20 protein-coding genes are annotated in these 21501 nt (G+C 71.2%); 9 read left to right on the top strand and 11 right to left on the bottom strand.

Annotated elements, in window-relative coordinates:
• Window positions 1-212 precede the first annotated feature (212 nt).
• A complete protein-coding gene (locus tag EKH77_RS09495) occupies window positions 213-1079 on the top strand; it encodes a TerD family protein (protein ID WP_126913963.1) in 867 nt (288 codons plus the stop codon).
• Window positions 1080-1092: 13 nt separating this feature from the next.
• Here EKH77_RS09495 and EKH77_RS09500 read toward each other — a convergent pair whose 3' ends face one another.
• The 6 genes from EKH77_RS09500 to EKH77_RS09525 form a co-directional block, all read right to left on the bottom strand.
• Entirely contained in the window at window positions 1093-1836 is a 744-nt protein-coding gene (locus EKH77_RS09500; RefSeq protein ID WP_126913964.1) for a TerD family protein, read from the bottom strand.
• A 97-nt stretch (window positions 1837-1933) separates the two neighbouring features.
• Window positions 1934-3079, bottom strand: coding sequence for a DUF475 domain-containing protein (locus EKH77_RS09505; protein ID WP_126913965.1), 1146 nt, complete (start codon window positions 3077-3079; stop codon window positions 1934-1936).
• A 48-nt stretch (window positions 3080-3127) separates the two neighbouring features.
• Window positions 3128-3703, bottom strand: a complete 576-nt coding sequence (locus EKH77_RS09510) for a TerD family protein (RefSeq protein WP_126913966.1) — start codon at window positions 3701-3703, stop codon at window positions 3128-3130.
• A gap of 104 nt (window positions 3704-3807) precedes the next feature.
• Window positions 3808-4383, bottom strand: coding sequence for a TerD family protein (locus EKH77_RS09515; RefSeq protein ID WP_126913967.1), 576 nt, complete (start codon window positions 4381-4383; stop codon window positions 3808-3810).
• A 181-nt stretch (window positions 4384-4564) separates the two neighbouring features.
• Window positions 4565-5023 (bottom strand): peroxiredoxin, encoded by a 459-nt coding sequence (locus tag EKH77_RS09520; RefSeq protein WP_126913968.1) that lies wholly within the window; start codon window positions 5021-5023, stop codon window positions 4565-4567.
• A 181-nt stretch (window positions 5024-5204) separates the two neighbouring features.
• Window positions 5205-5651, bottom strand: coding sequence for a DUF3052 domain-containing protein (locus EKH77_RS09525; RefSeq protein ID WP_126913969.1), 447 nt, complete (start codon window positions 5649-5651; stop codon window positions 5205-5207).
• 480 nt (window positions 5652-6131) lie between these two features.
• On the opposite strand from EKH77_RS09525, the gene aceE reads away from it, so the two are divergent.
• A complete protein-coding gene (gene aceE / locus EKH77_RS09535; RefSeq protein WP_126913970.1) occupies window positions 6132-8864 on the top strand; it encodes a pyruvate dehydrogenase (acetyl-transferring), homodimeric type in 2733 nt (910 codons plus the stop codon).
• Window positions 8865-8981: 117 nt separating this feature from the next.
• On the opposite strand, the gene EKH77_RS09540 is transcribed toward aceE, so the two are convergent.
• Window positions 8982-9350 (bottom strand): peptidase inhibitor family I36 protein, encoded by a 369-nt coding sequence (locus EKH77_RS09540; protein ID WP_126913971.1) that lies wholly within the window; start codon window positions 9348-9350, stop codon window positions 8982-8984.
• A 99-nt stretch (window positions 9351-9449) separates the two neighbouring features.
• Complete coding sequence (locus EKH77_RS09545; protein ID WP_126913972.1) at window positions 9450-11057, bottom strand: MFS transporter; 1608 nt, start codon at window positions 11055-11057, stop codon at window positions 9450-9452.
• Between the two features lie 112 nt (window positions 11058-11169).
• Here EKH77_RS09545 and EKH77_RS09550 point away from each other — a divergent pair, with 112 nt between their 5' ends.
• The 5 genes from EKH77_RS09550 (at window position 11170) to EKH77_RS09570 (ending at window position 16220) form a co-directional block, all read left to right on the top strand.
• Window positions 11170-11808, top strand: a complete 639-nt coding sequence (locus EKH77_RS09550; protein ID WP_126913973.1) for a TetR family transcriptional regulator — start codon at window positions 11170-11172, stop codon at window positions 11806-11808.
• 98 nt (window positions 11809-11906) lie between these two features.
• Window positions 11907-13151 (top strand): alpha/beta hydrolase, encoded by a 1245-nt coding sequence (locus tag EKH77_RS09555; protein WP_240667295.1) that lies wholly within the window; start codon window positions 11907-11909, stop codon window positions 13149-13151.
• A gap of 65 nt (window positions 13152-13216) precedes the next feature.
• Window positions 13217-14077, top strand: a complete 861-nt coding sequence (locus tag EKH77_RS09560) for a DUF4429 domain-containing protein (protein ID WP_126913974.1) — start codon at window positions 13217-13219, stop codon at window positions 14075-14077.
• A 176-nt stretch (window positions 14078-14253) separates the two neighbouring features.
• Entirely contained in the window at window positions 14254-15546 is a 1293-nt protein-coding gene (locus tag EKH77_RS09565) for a sensor histidine kinase (RefSeq protein WP_126913975.1), read from the top strand.
• Window positions 15543-16220: a response regulator gene (locus EKH77_RS09570; RefSeq protein ID WP_126913976.1), complete on the top strand. Its 678-nt coding sequence runs from the start codon at window positions 15543-15545 to the stop codon at window positions 16218-16220. Before EKH77_RS09565 ends, EKH77_RS09570 begins: the two co-directional genes overlap by 4 nt.
• Window positions 16221-16544: 324 nt before the next feature.
• On the opposite strand, the gene EKH77_RS09575 is transcribed toward EKH77_RS09570, so the two are convergent.
• Window positions 16545-17270: a carbon-nitrogen hydrolase family protein gene (locus EKH77_RS09575; RefSeq protein ID WP_126913977.1), complete on the bottom strand. Its 726-nt coding sequence runs from the start codon at window positions 17268-17270 to the stop codon at window positions 16545-16547.
• A 7-nt stretch (window positions 17271-17277) separates the two neighbouring features.
• Entirely contained in the window at window positions 17278-18576 is a 1299-nt protein-coding gene (locus EKH77_RS09580) for a pyroglutamyl peptidase (protein WP_126913978.1), read from the bottom strand.
• A 90-nt stretch (window positions 18577-18666) separates the two neighbouring features.
• Here EKH77_RS09580 and EKH77_RS09585 point away from each other — a divergent pair, with 90 nt between their 5' ends.
• Window positions 18667-19455: an MgtC/SapB family protein gene (locus EKH77_RS09585; RefSeq protein WP_126913979.1), complete on the top strand. Its 789-nt coding sequence runs from the start codon at window positions 18667-18669 to the stop codon at window positions 19453-19455.
• 255 nt (window positions 19456-19710) lie between these two features.
• Here EKH77_RS09585 and EKH77_RS09590 read toward each other — a convergent pair whose 3' ends face one another.
• Window positions 19711-20619: an SGNH/GDSL hydrolase family protein gene (locus EKH77_RS09590; RefSeq protein WP_126913980.1), complete on the bottom strand. Its 909-nt coding sequence runs from the start codon at window positions 20617-20619 to the stop codon at window positions 19711-19713.
• Window positions 20620-20952: 333 nt separating this feature from the next.
• On the opposite strand from EKH77_RS09590, the gene EKH77_RS09595 reads away from it, so the two are divergent.
• A complete protein-coding gene (locus tag EKH77_RS09595) occupies window positions 20953-21447 on the top strand; it encodes a DUF3145 domain-containing protein (RefSeq protein WP_126913981.1) in 495 nt (164 codons plus the stop codon).
• Window positions 21448-21501: the final 54 nt, after the last annotated feature.

Below are 21501 nucleotides of genomic sequence, written 5' to 3' on the forward strand. Positions count from 1 at the left end.
CGGTGTGGACCCCTTCCCGCCGGTCGAACGGCGCCGAACGACAGGGAAGCGTGGCCGATTATGGTACGTCCGGGGACGGGTCAAGAGTTCCCCAAGTCCAGGACAAGCGCATGACCTGCACAGTTCCTTCAGGTAAACGCTCCGGGGCACGACTCTCCGCTCGACGACCCCTGCGTTGTCCCGGACCGGCACGGGAAGGCAGGATTGCGGACATGACGCACGCCATGCTGAAGGGGTCGAACATCCCGCTGGACGCCCCCACCGTGCGGGCCGTGCTGCGCTGGACACCCGGCCCGGGCATCCCGGACGTGGACGCCTCCGCCCTGCTGCTCGGGGACGCGGGCCGGGTGCGCTCGGACGAGGACTTCGTCTTCTACAACCAGCCGCGCCACCCCTCGGGCCTGGTCCGCCATCTGCCCAAGAAGCGGCTGGTGGAGGGGGCGACGGACTCGGTCGAGGCGGATCTGACGGCGCTCGACCCGTCCGTGGCGCGCGTGGTGCTGGCCGCGTCCGCCGACGGCGGGCCCTTCGGGCTCGTCCGGGACCTGTGCGTGCTGCTCTACGACACCGCGCGGAGCGGCGCGGGCTCCACCGACGCGGAGCCCATCGCCCGCTTCGACGTCACGCCGGAGACGGGCGACGAGACGGCGATGCTCTGCGGCGAGCTCTACCGGCGCGGGGACGGCTGGAAGTTCCGCGCGCTCGGGCAGGGCTACGCCTCGGGGCTGGTGGGGCTGGCCACGGAGTTCGGCATCTCGGTGGACGAGCCGGAGGAGGACGGCGCCCCGGCCACACCCGGCGACGGGGTCCGGCCCGAGCCGCCGGCCGCGCAGTCGGCCGCGCCGGCCGCGCCCCCGGCGTCCTCCTCCGGCGGCTACGCCTATCCTCCGCCGCCCGCCGCCCCGCCCTCCATCCCGGCACCCGCGACCGCACCCGCACCCGCGTACGGCTATCCGCAGCAGCAGCACCAGTCGCAGCAGTCGCCCCAGCCGTCCTACGGCTACCCGCCGCACCAGCCCGTGCCCGACCCGGCATTCCGGCTGCCCCCGCAGGGGCCGCAGTTCCTCCCCGGCCGATAGCGGTAGCTGACGCTCACACCTTGCTCTTGTACCCCCGGCCCCACTGAAGGCCCCACCCGTACAGCCGGTCGAGCTCGGACTGGAAGCCGTAGACGTACTTCATCTCGCGCCGCACGAGGATCTCGCCCTTGACGTTCTCGATCAGCACCACCGCGCACGACCGGGCCTCCGGGGCCCGCTCGTGGAGCGAGACCTCCAGCCGGGGGCCGTTGCCCGGGTAGAGCGTCACCATCGCGTGGGTACGGTCGAACGCGGGTGTGCCGTCATAGATGTAGACGAAGACCAGCAGGCGTTTGAACTGATCGCGGTGGTCCATGTTGATGTAGATCGTCTCGCCCGACCCGGACCCGAAGCGGTCGTCGCCGCTGAGCTGAATATACGGCGGGGCGTTGATGCTGCCCAGTATGTTGCCGAGCGGCTGGACTACGCCCTTCGACCCGTCCTGGAGCTCGTACATACAGGCGAGGTCGAGGTCGACGTTGACCATCGCCTGGCCCTGGGCCTGGACCACCTCGGGGGTGAACTTGCGCAGCGGGTTGCGCAGCGAGGAGGCGAGGGTGGGGCGGCGGTCGTCGAAGTCCGAGGTCCGCATCCGCCAGGACAGGTTGACCCGCAGGTTGCCGGTGATGGCACCCTGTTTGGTCAGCGAAAACGTGGGGCGGCGCTTGGTCAGCTCGACCGCGCCGTTGGTGCCGCTCACGTCGAACTGGCGTGTGGCGGCATACCCCCAGTTACCGAAGAACTTCTCCCTGATCATTGCCGAGCACCCCCACTTTGAGCACACATGCCACGGGGCGGCCCGAGGATGATCCTCGTGACCGCCCCGGTGAGAGCGTTCCTCAAATGTGCCGCTGTCACACCCCGGAGGAGACCTCGGCCTTTGAACCGGCGCCGTCGCCCTCGGCCGCCTCCCGGCGGTTGCGGACCACGGAGGACAGGAACGACAGGCCGATCAGGACCACGCCGACCAGGCCGGTGATGACGTCGTTGATCTCGTGCTTGATGGTGATCAGCAGGATCACGGCCAGGGCGCCGATGGCGTAGTGGGCGCCGTGCTCCAGGTACACGTAGTCGTCCAGGGTGCCCTTGCGGACGAGGAAGACCGTGAGCGAACGGATGTACATCGCGCCGATGCCCAGACCCAGCGCCATCATGAAGATGTCGTTGGTGATGGCGAAGGCGCCGATGACACCGTCGAAGGAGAACGAGGCGTCGATGACCTCGAGGTAGAGGAACATGAAGAAGGCGGCCTTGCCGGCCAGCCCGACGACCGACGGGCCCTGCTTCGCGGGCGCGGCGTCCCGGACGCCGTCCCCGTCCTCGTCCTCCTCGTCCTGCTCCAGGCGGTCCTCGAAGAAGCCCGAGACGCCGCCGACGATCAGATACGTCACCAGGCCGCCGATGCCGGCCAGGAGCACCGTGGACGCCTTGTCGACCGTGCCCTCGCCCCCGTGCACGGGGACGCCGGTGGCGACGGTGGTCGCGGCGATCAGCAGTACGACCAGGGCGACGACGATGGAGAGGGTCTCCAGCTTGCCCAGCCGGGCCAGCGGCTTCTCCAGCCACGCCAGCCACTTGATGTCCCGGTCCTCGAAGATGAAGTCCAGGAAGATCATCAGCAGGAACATCCCGCCGAAGGCGGCGATGGCCGGGTGAGCGCCGGTGACCAGCTGTTCATAGCGGTCGTGGTCCTGGATGGCGACCTTGACCGCTTCGATCGGGCCGAGTTTGGCGGTGATCGCGACGATCACGACCGGGAAGACGAGCCTCATGCCGAAGACGGCGATGAGGATGCCCACGGTCAGGAAGATCCGCTGCCAGAACGGGTTCATCTTCCGGAGGATTCCGGCGTTGATCACCGCGTTGTCGAACGAGAGCGAGATCTCCAGGACGGAGAGGATCGCGACGACCGCCAGCCCCTGCCATCCCCAGAGAACGCCTGCCAAGGCCAGTCCGGCCGCCGTGATGGCGAACGACCAACCAAAGGTTTTCAGGAGCACTGGCCACCCAATCCTTCGTTGTCCGGGTCTCTCCGCGCGGACGCGGCTTTACGAAACGTTGACCCCGAAGTCTAGGGCGATACCCCGAAGGCCCGACGCGTACCCCTGCCCCACGGCCCGGAACTTCCATTCGCCGCCGTAGCGGTAGACCTCGCCGAAGATCATCGCGGTCTCGCCGGCGGCGTCCTCGCTGAGGTCGTAGCGGGCCAGCTCGGAGCCGTCGGCCTGGTTGACGACCCGGATGTAGGCGTTGCTGACCTGGCCGAAGCTCTGACCGCGCACATCGGCCTCGTGGATGGAGACCGGGAAGACGATCTTGTCGCAGGTGGCCGGGACCTTGGTGAGGTCGACGAGGATGGACTCGTCGTCGCCCTCGCCCTCACCGGTGAGATTGTCACCCGTGTGTTCGACGGAGCCGTCGGGGCTCTTGAGGTTGTTGTAGAAGACGAAGAACTCGTCGCCCAGCACCCGGCCCGCGGAGCACAGCAGCGCGCTCGCGTCCAGGTCGAAGGGGGCCCCCGTGGTGGAGCGCGCGTCCCAGCCGAGACCGATGGTGACGTTGGTCAGATTCGGCGCGGCCTTGGAGAGGGAGACATTGCCTCCCTTGGCGAGCGTGACACCCATGGTCTTTTCCTCCCCGCGTTGAAATGTTCGCCGGTGCGCGTCCGGCGCCGCACTCCCGCTCGGGGGGTGCGGCGCCGGAACGCGTGGCTCGGAGTCCGAAGATGTCAGACGTTGACGCCGAAGTCCTGGGCGATGCCGCGCAGACCCGAGGCGTAGCCCTGGCCGATGGCCCGGAACTTCCACTCGGCGCCGTTGCGGTAGAGCTCGCCGAAGACCATGGCGGTCTCGGTCGAGGCGTCCTCGCTGAGGTCGTAGCGGGCCAGCTCGGTGTTGTCGGCCTGGTTCACCACGCGGATGTAGGCGTTGCGCACCTGACCGAAGCTCTGCTGGCGGGTCTCGGCATCGTAGATGGAGACCGGGAAGACGATCTTGTGAACATCCGCGGGGACGCCGGCCAGGTTGACCTTGATGACCTCGTCGTCGCCCTCGCCCTCACCGGTGAGGTTGTCACCCTGGTGCTCGACGGAGCCGTCGGGGCTCTTGAGGTTGTTGAAGAAGACGAAGTTCTGGTCGTTGCCGACCTTGCCCTGCTCGTTGGTGAGCAGCGCGCTGGCGTCCAGGTCGAAGTCCGTGCCGGTGGTGGTCCGGGCGTCCCAGCCGAGACCGACGACGACGGCCGTCAGGTTCGGGGCCGCCTTGGTCAGGGAGACGTTGCCGCCCTTGCTGAGACTGACTCCCACGAGTCCTCCATTGGTTCGGGGGGCCAGGCGTTTCCCGCGCCCCCGGTTGTTCGATGGCACCCGATCAACGGTTTGATCCTAGTGACCGGTTCCCACCGTAAACAGGCTCTTGCGCTTCAGACGCCCGGGACACCTGTAGGGGTTGCCCCGGGCGGCTCGGAAACATGCTCGAACGGCGGTGTCAGAGCGCGGCGAGGGCCTTGGTGTACTCGTTCAGGTCACGCGCGTCGGGCAGGCCGTTGACGATCGTCCAGCGGACGACGCCCTCCTTGTCGATGATGAAGGTGCCGCGCAGCGCGCAGCCCTTCTCCTCGTCGAAGACGCCGTAGGCGCGGCTGGTCTCGCCGTGCGGCCAGAAGTCGGAGAGCAGCGGGTACTCCAGGCCCTCCTGCTCGGCGAAGACGCGCAGGCTGAAGGGGGCGTCGTTGGAGACGGCCAGCAGCTGCACGTCGTCGTTGGCGAAGGAGGGCAGGTTGTCGCGCAGGGCGCACAGCTCGCCGGTGCACACGCCGGTGAAGGCGAAGGGGTAGAAGAGCAGCACGACGTTCTTCTCACCGCGGAAGTCGGAGAGCCGGACGGTCTCGCCGTGCTGGTTCTTGAGCGCGAAGTCGGGCGCCTTGTCGCCTGCGGCGATAGCCATGGGGGTAACACCTCTCTGGTGACGGAGCCTGTCGGCGGGCCCAGTCTTTCACTGCCCGCCCGGCCGTCATGAGCCGGGTATGCCGGGTGCGCCGGGTGTTCTGCCACGCGCGAAACGGGCGAGCCCCCGGCGACGGGTGTCGCCGGGGGCTCGTCGATGTCCGGACGTCGGTCCGCTGGGACTAGCGGCGGGGGCCGCCGGCCTTCGCGCCCTTCGGGGTGACCAGACGGCTGCCGTTCCAGTCCTTGCCCACGCTGACGGGCTTGGTCTGGGAGAGGCCGGCGGTCTGCACGGCCTCAGTGATGTCGCTCGGCTCGACGTAGCCGTCACGGCCCGTCTTGGGGGTCAGGAGGCAGATCATGCCGTCCTCCTCCAGGAAGCCGATGGCATCCACCAGCGCGTCCGTGAGGTCGCCGTCCTCATCGCGGAACCACAGCAGGACGGCATCGGCGACGTCGTCGTAATCCTCGTCGACGAGCTCCGTGCCGGTGTGCTCCTCGATGGCCTCACGGAGATCCTGCTCGGTGTCCTCGTCGTAACCGAGCTCCTGGACCACCTGTCCGGACTGGAAACCCAGCCTCGCGGCAAGGTTGGTCCGCTCCTCCGCGTGGTCCGCGGTCGCGCTCACAGATTGCCTCCTGTCATGTTTCGAGAAATTGTCTTGTGTTCCTCGCGTACGCGAGGCATTGGGCGTAGTCCACACGTGCCGGACCGATCGCGCAAGTACCCGGCCGCCAGGCCCGCCGAAACGTTGACGGACACGGACGTCTCATGGCAACTCCAACCATGAGGCAACAAGCGCGAGTGATTCACGCCACAGCGTTCTGCCGGGTTTGCGAAGTTACTCCTTGCGATGACAGGGGTCGAGTCCGAACGGCCGTACGCGAGCGACCCCCATCGGGGGCGTATGGTTGCGATTTGGCCGCCCCAGGCGACCAACCCTCGACGATTCGTCTCGTATGCGGTGGTTACCGCCCAGTAGAGATGACGTTTGCGCCGCCGAGGTCCACGATGGGAGCCGGCGCGACATATAAGCAAAGACAGTGTTGACCCCGTGCGCAGCATCCCGCGCGCAGGCCGCGACACGACCGAACAGCGAAGGAACAGCGTGGCTTCCGGATCCGATCGCAACCCGATCATCATTGGCGGTCTTCCCAGCCAGGTCCCGGACTTCGATCCCGAAGAGACCCAGGAATGGCTCGACTCGCTCGACGCTGCCGTCGACGAGCGGGGCCGGGAACGTGCCCGCTACCTCATGCTTCGTCTGATCGAGCGGGCACGTGAGAAGCGCGTCGCCGTGCCCGAGATGCGCAGCACGGACTACGTCAACACCATCGCGACCAAGGACGAGCCGTTCTTCCCCGGCAACGAGGAGATCGAGCGCAAGGTCCTCAACGCGACCCGCTGGAACGCGGCCGTCATGGTCTCCCGCGCCCAGCGCCCGGGCATCGGCGTCGGCGGTCACATCGCCACCTTCGCCTCCTCCGCCTCGCTCTACGACGTGGGCTTCAACCACTTCTTCCGCGGCAAGGACGGCGGTGACGGCGGCGACCAGATCTTCTTCCAGGGCCACGCCTCCCCCGGTGTCTACGCCCGCGCCTTCCTGCTGGACCGACTGTCCGAGCAGCAGCTCGACGCGTTCCGCCAGGAGAAGTCGAAGGCCCCCTACGGCCTGTCGTCCTACCCCCACCCGCGTCTGATGCCGGACTTCTGGGAGTTCCCGACCGTCTCGATGGGCCTCGGCCCCCTCGGCGCGATCTACCAGGCCCGCATGAACCGCTACATGGAGGCGCGCGGCATCGCCGACACCTCCAAGTCCCACGTCTGGGCGTACCTGGGCGACGGCGAGATGGACGAGCCCGAGTCGCTCGGCCAGCTGTCCCTGGCCGCCCGTGAGGGCCTGGACAACCTGACCTTCGTCGTCAACTGCAACCTGCAGCGCCTCGACGGCCCGGTCCGCGGCAACGGCAAGATCATGCAGGAGCTGGAGTCGCAGTTCCGCGGCGCCGGCTGGAACGTGATCAAGCTGGTGTGGGACCGCTCCTGGGACCCGCTGCTCGCCCAGGACCGCGACGGCGTCCTGGTCAACAAGCTCAACAGCACCCCCGACGGCCAGTTCCAGACGTACGCCACCGAGACCGGCGCGTACATCCGCGAGCACTTCTTCGGCGACGACCAGCGTCTCCGCAAGATGGTCGAGGGCATGACCGACGACCAGATCCTCCACCTGGGCCGTGGCGGTCACGACCACAAGAAGATCTACGCGGCCTACGCGGCGGCCAAGGCCCACAAGGGCCAGCCGACCGTGATCCTCGCGCAGACGGTCAAGGGCTGGACGCTCGGCCCGAACTTCGAGGGCCGCAACGCGACCCACCAGATGAAGAAGCTCACGGTCGAGGACCTCAAGCGCTTCCGTGACCGTCTCCACATCCCGATCTCCGACAAGGAGCTGGAGTCCGGCCTGCCGCCGTACTACCACCCGGGCAAGGACTCGGAAGAGATCCAGTACATGCACGACCGCCGCAAGGCGCTCGGCGGGTACGTGCCCACCCGTGTCGACCGCTCCAAGCCGCTCGTCCTGCCGGGCGACAAGGCCTACGCGCCGACGAAGAAGGGCTCCGGCCAGCAGTCGATCGCCACCACCATGGCCTTCGTCCGCCTGCTCAAGGACCTCATGCGGGACAAGGAGATCGGCAAGCGCTTCGTGCCGATCGCGCCCGACGAGTACCGCACCTTCGGCATGGACTCGCTGTTCCCCTCGGCGAAGATCTACAACCCGCTGGGCCAGCAGTACGAGGCCGTGGACCGCGAGCTGCTCCTCGCGTACAAGGAGTCCCCGACCGGTCAGATGCTGCACGACGGCATCTCCGAGGCGGGCTGCACCGCGTCGCTGATCGCCGCCGGTTCCGCCTACGCCACCCACGGCGAGCCGCTGATCCCGATCTACGTCTTCTACTCGATGTTCGGGTTCCAGCGCACGGGCGACCAGTTCTGGCAGATGGCCGACCAGCTGGCCCGCGGCTTCGTCCTCGGCGCCACGGCGGGTCGTACCACCCTGACCGGTGAGGGCCTCCAGCACGCCGACGGTCACTCGCACCTGCTGGCCTCGACCAACCCGGCCGTCGTCGCGTACGACCCGGCGTTCGGCTTCGAGATCGCGCACATCGTCCAGGACGGTCTGCGCCGCATGTACGGCGAGAACGCGGAAGACATCTTCTACTACCTCACCGTCTACAACGAGCCGATCCAGCACCCGGCCGAGCCGGAGAACGTGGACGCCGAGGGCATCCTCAAGGGTCTGTACCGCTTCAAGCAGGGCGAGGCGGGCGCCATCCCGGCGCAGATCATGGCCTCCGGTGTGGCCGTGCCGTGGGCGATCGAGGCCCAGCGCATCCTCGCCGAGGAGTGGAACGTCAAGGCGGACGTCTGGTCGGCGACCTCCTGGAACGAGCTGCGCCGCGACGCCATCTCGGTGGAGGAGCACAACCTGCTCCACCCGGAGGAGGACCAGCGCGTCCCGTACGTGACGAGCAAGCTCGCCGGCGTCGAGGGCCCGAAGGTGGCCGTGTCCGACTGGATGCGCGCCGTCCCGGACCAGATCGCGCGCTGGGTGCCCGGCACGTACACCTCGCTGGGCGCCGACGGCTTCGGCTTCGCGGACACGCGTGGCGCGGCCCGTCGCTTCTTCCACATCGACGCGCAGTCGATCGTCCTGGCGGTGCTCACCGAGCTCGCCAAGGAGGGCAAGATCGACCGCTCCGCCCTGAAGCAGGCCATCGACCGCTACGAGCTCCTGGACGTGGCCGCGGCCGACCCGGGTGCCGCGGGCGGCGACGCCTGATCGCTCGCGCTGACGGTCAGCCGACATGACGCCGGAGCCCCCGGCCGCTTGAAGCGGCCGGGGGCTCCGGCGTTCGCCGGTTTGTGGGGGCACACGGCCCGCAGACGTCGGCGGACGTCAGTGTTCCCACACCTTGAACGCCCGCACGACGTACGGCGACTCGGGCGTCCACGTCCCCGACGGGTACGTGTCGAACTCGCCCGTCTCCGCGCACGTCGCGCTCTGGTACGTCGTCACCGGCCGCCCCGTCCGGTTGACGAGCGACGCCCCCGTCACCCCGGCCGGCAGGGCCGTGCAGCTCTCGATGTCGATACCCGCCAGCTCGCTGGCATGGACGGCCCCCCGATAGCCCGGCTTGGGCCACAGGCACAACTGCCCCGCCGCGCAGGCGCCCGTGGCACCTGTCGCGCCCCGCGCCTCCGCGGCGGGCGCGCCCGCCAGGGCCAGAACGGCAGCGGCGGCGAGCCCGAAGACAACAGCACGCATCACAGAGATCACTCCCCCAGTCCGATGGTGCGACAAGTCTCACGACCCGTGATCACCACGGCCAAGGGCTTCCGGCGATCCGTGCCCTGATAGGTGAAGTCAGATGTGCCCGGCCCCGGCCCCCGCAGGGCCCGCGTTCTCCCCCCTCTTCGTGAGGATCGCGACCAGCGCCGCGGCGATCGCCACGCACCCGGCGACCCGGAATCCCACCTGCATCCCCGACACGAACGTGTCATGCGCGACGGTGGAGATCTTCTCCGCGTACTGCGGCGGCGTCCCCGCCGGCACCGGTGCCACCCCGACCGAGACCGCGTCGGCGGCCTGGGCGAGTTGCTCGGGCCGCAGGGCCGGGAGGCCCGACGCGGTCCACTTCTCCGGCAGGAGGTGCTCGACCCGGGACGCCATCACCGCGCCGAGGACGGCCGTGCCCAGCGAGCCGCCCACCTGCATGGCCGACTGCTGGAGCCCCCCGGCCACGCCCGCGTGCCGCAGGGGCGCGTTGCCGACGATCACCTCCGTCGCGCCGACCATGACCGGCGCGAGGCCCACGCCCATCAGCAGGAACCACAGCGACATCGTGAGCGTGCCGGTGCCGGCGTCCAGCGTGGCCAGCCCGAAGCAGGCCACGGCGGCGCTGATCATGCCCGCCATCAGCGGGATCCGCGGCCCGATCCGGGAGATGAGCAAGCCTGCCAGCGGCGATCCGACGATCATCATCCCGGTCAGCGGCAGCAGATGCGTGCCCGCGTCCACCGGGGACATCCCGTGGACGTTCTGGAGGTAGAAGGTCACGAAGAACAGCCCGCCGATGAAGGCGAAGGCCATCAGCACCATCAGGACCACCCCGGCGGCCAGCGGCACGGAGCGGAACAGGCTCAGCGGGAGCAGCGGTTCGCGGCCGCGGGTCTGCCAGAAGGCGAAGAGGAGGAAGGCGGCGGCCGAGGAGCCGAGGAAGACCACGGTCCGGGCGTCGCTCCAGGACCAGGCGGGAGCCTTGATCAGGGCCCAGATCAGGCAGAACATCGCGGCGGACAGCAGGACGATGCCGGGGATGTCAAAGGACCGGGGCGCGTCCTTCACCCGGTGGCCGGCGAGGAAGACCGAGCCGAGCGCCAACGCCAGCGCCCCGACGGGGACGTTGATGAAGAAGACGGACTGCCAGTTGACGTGCTCGACCAGCAGGCCGCCGACGATCGGGCCGCCGGCCGTGGAGGCGCCGACGACCATGCCCCACAGGCCGATGGCCATGTTGAGCTTCGCGGCGGGGAAGGTCGCGCGGATCAGGCCGAGCGCCGTCGGCATCAGCAGCGCGCCGCACAGGCCCTGGAGCACGCGGAGGGCGATGACGAGCGACACGCTGCCCGACAGGGCGATGAGTCCGGAGGAGAGGGCGAATCCGGTGGTACCGATGAGGAAGACCTGCCGGTGACCGAAGCGGTCACCCAGCTTGCCCGCGGTGATCAGGGCGACGGCGAGGGCGAGGAGATAGGCATTGGTGATCCATTGGACGTCGGCGAGCGAGGCGCCCAGGTCCTTCTGGATGGCGGGGTTGGCGATGGCGACGATGGTGCCGTCGAGCGCGACCATCATCACGCCGATCGCGACGGAGAGCAGGGTCAGCCAGGGATGGCCCCGTAAGCCGCTCAGGCCGTCGCGGGGCTTCTGGTCCGGCGTCGCCTCGGCGACGGTGGTACGGGTCCGAGTCATGCCACCGAGATTATGGCAGCCGCTGACACTCGACAATCACTTTCAAGAGGCGCAGTCTGTCATCTTGCCCACAACTATGCTGAGCAGCGAAAACGCACCGGAAAGAGGCGGCATGCACACGATCGAGAGCACCACGGGCCTGCGTGAGCGCAAGAAGCGCCGCACCCGCGAGGCCCTCGTCCGGTGCGCCCAGGAGCTGTTCGCCCTCCGGGGGTACGAGGGCACGACGGTCGACGAGATCGCGGCCGCCGCGGACGTCTCGCAGCGCACCTTCTTCCGCTACTTCGCGGGCAAGGAGGACGTGGCCCTCGACGTCCAGCGGACGATCGAGTCGCACATCCTGGCCGCCGTGTGCGCGCGCCCGGCGGCGGAGCCGCCGCTCACCGCGCTGCGCTCGGCCGTCGTCGAGTGCTGGGACGGCATCGGGGAGGCCATCGAGTCGGTCGTCCCGCTGGAGCTCTACGTCCGGACGTACCGGATGATCCAGGAGACCCCGCAGCTGCTCGCGGCCCATCTGCGCCGGCTGGCCGAGCTGGAGGACCGGCTCACCGACGAGATCGCCCGCCGGGAGGGGCTGCCGGCGGAGGACCCCCGGCCGCGCATCCTGGTCGCGGCGTTCAGCGGGGTGATGCGCGAGGTGGGCAAGCGCTGGGGCGACCTGCTGGACGGGGACATGGAGGGGTTCCGCCGGCGCACGGCCGCCTATCTGGATCAGATCGGTCCCGCACTGGCGGAAAACTGGCGTTCTTGAGCGGTAGGCGGACGAGTGCGCTCAATCACGGCCATGCAAACGTGAGATAGCTCACCGGCTTCCCGGACGCAAGCGGATTTCTCCTAGGGTGGTCCGCGGTGACTTCCTTCCCGGAGCTCGGCTCCTCCTCCATCCCCTGGACCAACGCCACCACGGCCTGGCGCGCGCTGCTGGCGCTGGCCGTGGTGTTCGTGATGCTCGCGACCACCGGCTGGACGGCGGTCAGAAGCCACAAGGGCGCGGAGGACGCGCGGGCCGCCTCGCTCAAGGCCTGGCGGCACGGTTCCGTCAGCGGCCGCCCGCTGCCCTCGCCCGACGCGGAGCCGTCGGCGCTGTCCCGTTTCTTCACCACGCTCACCGCGGGCCAGCGCGAGCGGCTCGCGGAGCGCTATCCGCTCGTCGTCGGCAACCTCGGCGGCGCCCCCACCGAGCTGCGCTACCGCGCCAACCGCGCCGCGCTCTCCCAGGCCCGCGCGGTCGAGGAGAAACGCAGCCACGACGCCGGGCTGACCCCCGCCGGCCGCTACGAGGCCGGCCGCAGGATGCACCGCTTCGAGTCGCTGCTCGCCCCGGACCGGCAGATCCTCGCCTTCGACCCCGCCGGCGACGGCCGGGTCGCCGAGGTCTTCGGCGACCTCGACGCGGCGCGGCGGGTCTCCGTGGTGGTCCCGGGCGTCGACACCAATGTGCTCACGTTCGAGAAGACCCAGCGCGCCTACAGCGCCCCCGTCGGCATGGGCCGCTCCCTCTACGCCGCCGAGCGGAAGGCCGGCCCCGCCACCAGGACGGCCGTCATCGCCTGGGCCGACTACACCTCGCCCGTCGGCGTCGGCATGGACGCCGCCACGGGCAAGCTCGCCGCCGAGGGCGCGCTGCGGCTGCGCCGGCTCGTCCGGTCGCTGCCCGGCGACTCGAAGGTCGCGCTGTTCTGCCACAGCTACGGCTCGGTGGTGTGCGGCGTCGCCGCCCGCGAGCTCCCCGCCCGGGTCACCGACGTGGCCGTGGCCGGCAGCCCCGGCATGCGCGCCCAGAGCGTCTCCGACCTGGCCACCACCGCCCGGATATGGGCGATGCGCGACGCGGACGACTGGATCCAGGGCGTGCCCCACATGGAGGTCGGCGGCCTCGGCCACGGCGCCGACCCGGTCTCCGCGGGCTTCGGGGCACGGGTGCTGTCCGCCGGCGACGCCCAGGGCCACACCGGCTACTTCGCGCCCGGCACCACCAGCCTCGCCAACTTCGCCGGGATCGGCGTCGGAGCCCCCGCCTCCGTCCGGTGCGCGAGGGACAGCGGTGGCTGCGCGGACGGGCTGGGCCCGGACGCCGTCGCCGCCGCGGCCTGACCGGCTTGACGCGCGTAGCGCCACGAGGGGGGACGGGCGGGCGGGCGCCGCTTACGATGAGCGGCATGGGTGATGTGCTGGCCGGTTTCCACACCGTCTGGGAGTTCGGCACCGACTCCGTGCTCATCCGCTTCGAACGGGGGATCCGCACACCGAAGCTGCTCCAGGCGCTCGGCGAGCGACGCGTCCCCTTCGAGGCGCTCGCGGCCGTCGAAGCGGCCCCGGGGAGGCACGGGACGGTGGTGCTGCGCGCCGTGCCCAGACCCGGCGCCGATCCGCTGATCGACGTGGCCGACGGCCAGCTCAAGGAGGGCAACGACCCCTACCGGCTGGTGCTCCCGGCCGAGCGCGAGCTCCTCGCCGAGTACTACGCCGAGCGGATACGCGACGCGCTCGGACCCCGCGCCCAGGAGCCCGCCGAGCGCCATCTGGTGACCGCGCCCGCACCCCCGCTGACCTTCAAGGCCTACGACGGCAAGGCGTCCTTCGACGGCCGGGCCGTCTCCTTCCGCTGGTTCTGGACCGGCGCCTCGTCCGCCAAGTGGAAGGCCGGCGACCAGTACTTCCCCCTCGATGAGCTGACCGGCGTCGAGTGGCGCTCCCCCGACGCCGCCGCCGGCCATCTCCGCCTGGTGCTGCGCGGCACCGACGGGGACCGCCGCCCCGAGCCCGACCAGGACCCGGCGGCCGTGGCCTTCGGCATGGGCTACGGGCTCGTCCACGAGTCCCTGCCGTTCGCGGCGGCCGTCCTCGCCGCCGTACGGGCCAAGGTGCCCGCCGCCCCCGGCCGGCACCGCGTGCCCGCCCGGCCCGACCCCGGCGGCATCGCCGAGCGCATCCGGCACCTGGGCGAGCTCCACCAGGCGGGGCTGCTGACCGACATCGAGTTCAGCACGAAGAAGGCGCAGCTGCTGGCGGAGCTTTAGCGCTCCGCTGGAAGTCCGGCGAGTCATCCGCGGGTGCGTCGTGGCTGGTCGCGCAGTTCCCCGCGCCCCTTCGGGGCGCTGCCGAAGCGCGTGATACCACGGTATGACCCGGCCCCCGGGGTCGGCACCGTGGTGTGACGCCCGGCGGCAGGCTCCCGATCTACGCTGGTCGGGCCATGCCCACCACGCCCATGACCCCGCTCGCCCGGCTGCGTGACACCTTCACCCCCGCCGGGCCGCCCACCCCGCTCTTCGGCCACTCCCCGCGCCGGTTCGTCCGGCGGCTGCCGTACGCCGTGGCGATCGTGTTCGTCGCCATCCTGCTGCCGGTCACGGTCATGTTCCTCGGCGAGGGCTACCACCTGAACCCCGACCTGGCGCTTGTGCTCGGCCTCTTCCAGGTACTGCCGCTGCTGTTCGCCGTGCGGCGGCCGCTGGTCGCCTGGGGGGTCGCCTTCACCGCCCACACGGTCTGCGCGGCGGCCATCCTGGGCTTTCCGCCGGGCCCGCACCCCCAGCCCTGGCCGTGGACGCCGATGGCCATCATCGGCATGCTGCTGCTCCTGCTCGCCGTCGGCCTGCGCGAGCGCAACCGCACCCTGATCGCGGTGTGGACGCTGACGGGCGCCGTCAGCGTCGTCTTCCAGATGATCGCCCCGGGGCGCAGCAACGGCACCTGGGTGGCACTGCTCGTCATCGGCGGGGTGCTGCTCGTCATCGGCGGCCTGCTGCGCGAACGGGCCGTCACCCAGCGGGCGCTGGCCGAGCAGGAGACCATCAGCGAGGCCGAACGGTCCCGCCGCACCCTGCTGGAGGAGCGCGCCCGCATCGCCCGGGAGCTCCACGACGTCGTCGCCCACCACATGTCCGTCATCACCGTGCAGGCGGACAGCGCCCCGTACCGCGTGGAGGGCCTCCCGGACGCGGCCCGCGAGGAGTTCGCCTCGATCGCCGCCACGGCCCGGGAGTCGCTGACGGAGATGCGCCGGCTGCTGGGCGTGCTGCGCAACGAGGACACCGCCGGCGCCCCCGGCACGGCCGACCGGACACCGCAGCCCGGCGTCGAGCGGATTCCGCAGCTGATCGAGGCGACGGTACGGGCCGGGGTGCCGGTCGAGCTGTCGATGCCCGGACTCCCCGCGCTGCCGCAGGCCGTGGACCTGTCCGCCTACCGCATCACGCAGGAGGCCCTGGCCAACGTCGTCCGGCACGCCCCGGGCGCGGCCACCCGCGTCTCGGTCTCGCCGGAACCCGACGGGACGGGCCTCGTGGTCCTCGTCGTCAACGCGGCGCCGGAGCGGGACACTCCGCCGCTGGAGACCGGCGGGACGGGCCACGGTCTGGTGGGGATGCGGGAGCGGGTCCGCCTGGTGGGTGGCACCCTCGACACCGGCCCCCTGCCGGAGGGCGGCTTCCGGGTCGCGGCCCGGCTCCCGCTGAGCACAGAAGAGGAATCCTCCACCGCATGACCATCAAGGTGATCATCGTCGACGACCAGGCCATGGTGCGGGCGGGCTTCGCCGCGCTCCTGGCCGCCCAGTCCGACATCGACGTCGTCGGCGACGCGGCGGACGGCCGGCAGGGCGTGGCCCTGAGCCGTTCCGCCCACCCGGACGTGGTGCTGATGGACGTCCGGATGCCGGAGATGGACGGCCTGGAGGCGGCCCGGCAGATCCTCGACCCGCCGCGAGGGGTGGTCCACCGGCCCAAGGTGCTGATGCTGACGACGTTCGACGTCGACGACTACGTCTACGAGGCGCTGCGCGCGGGCGCCTCCGGCTTCCTCCTCAAGGACGCCCCGCCGGCCGACCTCATCTCGGCGGTGCGGGTGGTCGCCGCGGGCGAGGCGCTCCTGGCGCCCTCGGTGACCCGCCGGCTCATCGCGGACTTCGCCAAGCGCCCGGCTCCCCGCCGCCGTTCGGGCACGGCCCGCCCCGGCGGGCTGACGCCCCGGGAGACGGAGGTGCTGGAGCTGATCGCGCGGGGCCTGTCCAACCAGGAGATCGCGGACCGGCTGGTCCTGGCCGAGCAGACGGTCAAGACGCACGTCGGACGGGTCCTGGGGAAGCTGAGCCTCCGGGACCGCGCGCAGGCGGTCATCTTCGCCTACGAGTCGGGGCTGGTGACCCCGGGCGAGGGCTGACCGTCCCCGGTACGGGTGGTCGCGCGGCCGAAGCCGGGACGGGGCGGCATCGTCCGCGCGACGATGCCGGTATGCGCTGCAATCGCTGTCACAACGCCATGTGGTGGGACGTGACGCCGGGCCAGCGGCCCTCTTGGTACTGCTCGGTGTGCGTCCACCCGCCGGAGCGGCGGGTTAATTCGGCGGCTGTGCCGGCGCCGTGTCCTCGGGGGTGCCGGTCTCCGATTACGGAGCATCGGGGTGGGGAGCGGCGGTTCATCTGCCACTGAGGGTTCGTCCCGGCTGCGGGCCGGTGGGGGCCGTTCGCGCAGTTCCCCGCGCCCCTTACGGGGCGATCGTGGACAGAACGAGTCCTTCTTCCTCGCCCGAACCCTCCGCCAGCAACCTCCCGTCCCTGCCCCACACCGCGCTCAGGCCGCACGCGTCGTAGGGGCCTGCCGGGCCCACGTGGTTGGCCAGCAGGACGTGGAGCCTGTTCGTCCGGGCCAAGGCCGGGAAGATCTCCATCCGTTCGCGGGCGCCGCCGCCCCGGCCGTAGAGCGAGCTCGCCAGCAGTACGGCGCAGCCGTCGGCGGCGGCCCGGCGCGCGAGGTCGGGGAAGTGGGCGTCGAAGCAGATGGCGAGGCCGAACGTGACTCCGTCCAGCGTGAAGCGGCCGTCCTCCGTGCCCGCCGTGAAGCCCGCGGCGGCCTCCGTGTCCGTCACGTGCCGCTTGTCGTAGCGGGTGCGGAGCTCCCCGTCGGGGCCGTACACGAAGGTGCTGATCGTCGGTCCGGCCGGGGCGCGGCCCGCGCAGTTCACCGCCGCCGCGACGCCCGCCGTCCGGCATGCCGCGCGCAGCGGGCCGAGCCGGGGGTCGTCAGGGGCGAAGGTCAGCCGGTCCGGGTCGCCGGTGATGGCGTCGAGCTCGTAGCCGGTGACGGCGAGCTCGGGGAGGACGACGAGGGCCGCGCCCCGCTCGCCCGCCTCGGCGACCATTCCGGCCATGCGGGTCACGTTGGCGGCGACGTCGCACGGCCGGGCGGTGAACTGCGCTGCTGCGATGATCATGGGCACATCATGACCCGGCCGTCGCTCCCACGGCCACCGCCAGCACGGACCGGATCTGCGCGGTGATCGCCATCCGGTCGTGGACGAACGCGGGGTCGCTGACCTGCCCGGTCGAGGGGTCCGTGTTGCCCTCGCCGAAGTTCAGCACCGGGGTGTGGAGATGGCCGCCCGGGACCTTCAGGCCCACGGCGTCGCGCAGCAGGGTCGCGCGGTAGGCGATCTCGTTGGAGAGGTAGTCGCCCCCGCCGCCCGCGCGGGCGGTCGAGCCCGGGGTGGGGCCGTCGGGCCGTGCGACGGGCTGCGTGCCGCCCGCCGGGATCTCGGTCACGGACGTGTTGTCGTGGACGGGGAACGGGCCGGTCGTGGCCGCCGTGATGGCCGCGTACGGCAGGGTCGTGGTCGTCCACTGCGGCTGCGGGGTCACGGTCGGCACGCCGGGCGGCACCGGCACGGTCTCCGTGCGGGAGAGCCGGGCGTTGTCCGGGTAGCCGCCGCGCCAGGCGCCGTTGGTGCGCTCGACGTCGAAGCGGCCGGGGCGGCCCTGGCTGATGGTGGTGAACAGGTCCACCTGCCGGGGGCCGGGCCGGAAGTACGGCAGCAGGGTCCGTTCGACCGTGCCGTCGGCGAAGTCCGCCCAGCGCACCGGGAAGACGGCCGCCTCCACGCGCGCCGGGCCGGCCGGGGTGTCGATCACGGTGCCGTCCAGGGCCAGCGCGGCCGCGCCGGAGGGGTTGGAGCGGCGGATGTCGGAGTCCAGCTGGAACGGGTCGAAGCCGGTGATCAGCACGCGCTTCACCGCGCCGCCCGCCGGGAGGTCGATCGAGTCCTGGCCGCGCGAGGCGCGCTCCACGGCGGCCTCCAGGGCCGCGCGCCGCCGCTCGGGCAGCGGGAACGCCGGCCGCCACTCGCGCAGCGCCCGCGTCATGCCCAGCCGGGCCCAGTACAGCGGCCGGTCGTCGTCCCGGCTCAGCTCGCCGGCGTCCGGGCCGCGCCCCTGGGCGCGGTCCACGGCCCGCCGCCACAGCCGCCGGCCGTCGGCGGCCGCCAGGCGCTCGGCCTCGGCGGCGCCGCGCGTACGGGCCAGGGCGCGGGCGAAGCCGGGGGCGACGTCGTCGAAGCCGCTGCGGCGCAGGATCTCCTGCGGCACGGCCCCGGAGAGCCGCTGCTCCTCCACGGTGAGCGCGGGGGCGGCGGGCGCGGCCCCGGCGGGGACGGCGAGGGCGAGCGGGGAGCAGGCGAGCAGGACGGCGCCGAGGACGGCCAGCCGGCCCGGGCCCGGCGTCCGGGATATGTCACGGGGTCTCATGGGACGGAAGGTAATCACCGTGACCGCATGGAGCGATAGAGGGGCGCCAACTCACTGCGTGCAGCAGCGATTTCACGCCACAATGGCGCGATGGACACAGTGCAGCTCCTCATGGACCCGCTGATATCCGCCGGAAGAACCGCCGCCGCCCCGCTGTTCGATCCAGGGAAGGGGCAAGGCGCCCGCCAGTTAATCGAGTTGGGCCTCGCCCTGCTGCTCTCCTCGCTCATCGGGCTGGAGCGGGAGCTCCAGCAGAAGAGCGCGGGGCTGCGCACCCACACGCTGGTCGGCGTGGGCAGCGCGCTGTTCATGGAGGTCTCGATCCACGGGTTCGCGGGGGCCGGCCAGTTCGACGGCTCCCGGGTGGCCGCGCAGATCGTCTCGGGCATCGGCTTCATCGGTGGTGGCCTGATCTTCGTCCGGCGGGACGCCGTTCGCGGCCTGACGACGGCCGCCACGATCTGGCTGACCTGCGCCGTCGGCATGGCCTGCGGCGGTGGGCTGCCCCTGCTGGGCGGCGCGGCGGCCGCCGTGCACTTCCTGGTGGTGCGCGGCTTCCCGGTGGCGACCCGCAGGCTGGCCGCGACGCCCGCGCTGGAGCACGTCGAGCTGAGCATTTCCTACCGCACCCGCAAGGGGCTGCTGGGCCGGGTGCTGGAGCTGTGCACCCGGAGCGGCTTCCGGGTCACGGACGTCCAGGTCCACGCCCGGGCGGAGCCGGAGGAGGGCGCGGAACGGCCCAGGGGCAAGGTCAGGGAGGCGGGCGTGGTGCTGAGCCTGGAGGGCAAGGGATCGGCGCATCCGCTGATGGAGGAGCTCACCGACTGGGAGGGCATCCTCGACATCGATCTCCACGCCCATCGCGAGAGCACCGAGTGACGACCTCCACGCGATGACCTCCACGCGCGGGTGAACTCGCTTATGAGAAGCGGTCGTTCATCGGATAACGTGCGGGGCGGAAGGCGGCACGGGCCGGTCGAGGTCACCCGTGCCCGTCTTCGGCCACGGCCCGGGCGCCATCGCGCGGGCGCGGACGGCACCGGGTGCCCGGGGCGAGGGTACGGGCCCCGGTGCCGGAGAGTTCCGCGCCGGGCGCGCCGGTGGCGGACCGGGCCGTGCGTACTGTGCGGCGTCCTATACGGCGGGCGGCTCGGCGGCGGTGATGGTGCGGTAGGCGAGGGCCGCCAGTTCGCCCTGGCCCTGCTTGCTGGGGTGGAACCAGTCCCACTTGCTGAGCGCCTGGCCGGTGAAGCCGTAGCCGTGGACCGAGCCGTCGAAGCGGCACAGCCCGTCGCGCTCGCAGACGCTCTTGAGCACCGTGTTGTACTCGAGGACCCGCTGCTCCACCCGCACACGCCGGGCCTCGGCCACCGCGTCGTCGGAGCCGGCGTCGGCCAGCATCGACGGGCAGACCGAGCCCAGCTTCCAGATCTCCGGGCCGATCAGGCTCTTGCGCCCCTCCGCCCACAGCCGCCGCAGGTCCGGCACCCCGGCCACGTACACCTGGGACTTGGGCAGGGCGGTGCGCAGCTCCCGCAGGGACTTCTCGAAGTCGGCGCGGAAGTCGTCCACGGTGGTCATGTCGTCCACGTTCTTGCGGCAGGCGTCGTTGGCCCCCACGAGCACGGTGACGAGCTGCGGCTTCTCGGCGACGGCCGCGCGCATCTGCTCCGGCAGGTCGGCCATCCGGGCGCCGGTGCGGGCGTGGTTCCAGCTGCTCGTCCCGGGCGAGGCCAGCAGCCGCCGGGCGAGGCTGTCGACGGAGGTGCCGGTGGCCCAGGACGCCTCGGGGCAGTCCTTGAGCATGGAACAGGCGTCGAAGCCACGGGTGATGGAGTCGCCGAGGGAGGCGATGGAGGCGGGGCGGGGGTTCCAGGCCGGGCGGACGGGCTTGGGCTTGGCCGGGGCCGCGGCCGGCTGCTCGCCGCCGCCGGCACCGGCGGCCGCGCCGCTCTCGCAGCCCGAGGCCAGCAGGGTGGCGCAGACCGCCGCGACGGCGGCTTTGACGACCGCCCCTCGCCTCTTCCCCCGTGCGACGTTCATGCTCGTGTTCCCCTCCGGCCGGGTGATATCTGTCCGGGACCGACGGTACGTCACGCCCGCGACACGCCCGCACGGTAGCTTTTCTTCCCGGGTGATCGAGTCGGTCCGGCATCTTTCGCTCCGCCTTTCGGTCCACGGCGGCACCAAATCACAACACGTCACATCCTGTCCCTTTTCAGGAGAATTGCTCCCGATGGTGTTTACTGTTGGTAACCTCGCGGGCTGGTGCGGGAGTGGCCATTGGGGCAGAATGTCTGCTGCTGTCCCGGGCGGGACCGGTTCGGCTGCGAGGCCGCTGGGGAAGGCCACCCTCGAACCGCACTGGAGGACCCGGTGACGACACGTGGAGTTCTGTATGTGCACTCCGCGCCCCGAGCGCTCTGCCCGCACGTCGAATGGGCCGTGGGCGGCGTCCTCGGCACGCGCGTCACCCTCGACTGGATCCGGCAGCCCGCCTCCCCCGGCACCTGGCGCTCCGAGCTCTCCTGGCAGGGCCAGGCCGGCACCGCCTCCAGACTCGCCTCCGCGCTGCGCGGCTGGCACCTCCTGCGCTTCGAGGTGACGGCGGAACCCTGTCCCACCGCCGAGGGCGAGCGCTACAGCTCCACCCCCGACCTCGGCATCTTCCACGCCGTCACCGGCATCCACGGCGACATCCTGATCCCCGAGGACCGCCTCCGCGCCGCGCTCTCGCGCGCCGACCGGGGTGAGACGGACCTCCAGGCGGAGGTCGAGAAGCTGCTCGGCAAGCCGTGGGACGACGAGCTGGAACCCTTCCGTCACGCGGGCGAGGGCGCGCCGGTCCGCTGGCTGCACCAGGTGGTGTGAGCGCGGTTCGGCGGAGTTCTTGCCCTGGAGCCCGCTCCAGGCCCTAGCGTCGAC

Origin of the sequence: Streptomyces luteoverticillatus, assembly GCF_003970715.1 — a bacterium.
Taxonomy (GTDB): Bacteria; Actinomycetota; Actinomycetes; order Streptomycetales; family Streptomycetaceae; genus Streptomyces; species Streptomyces abikoensis.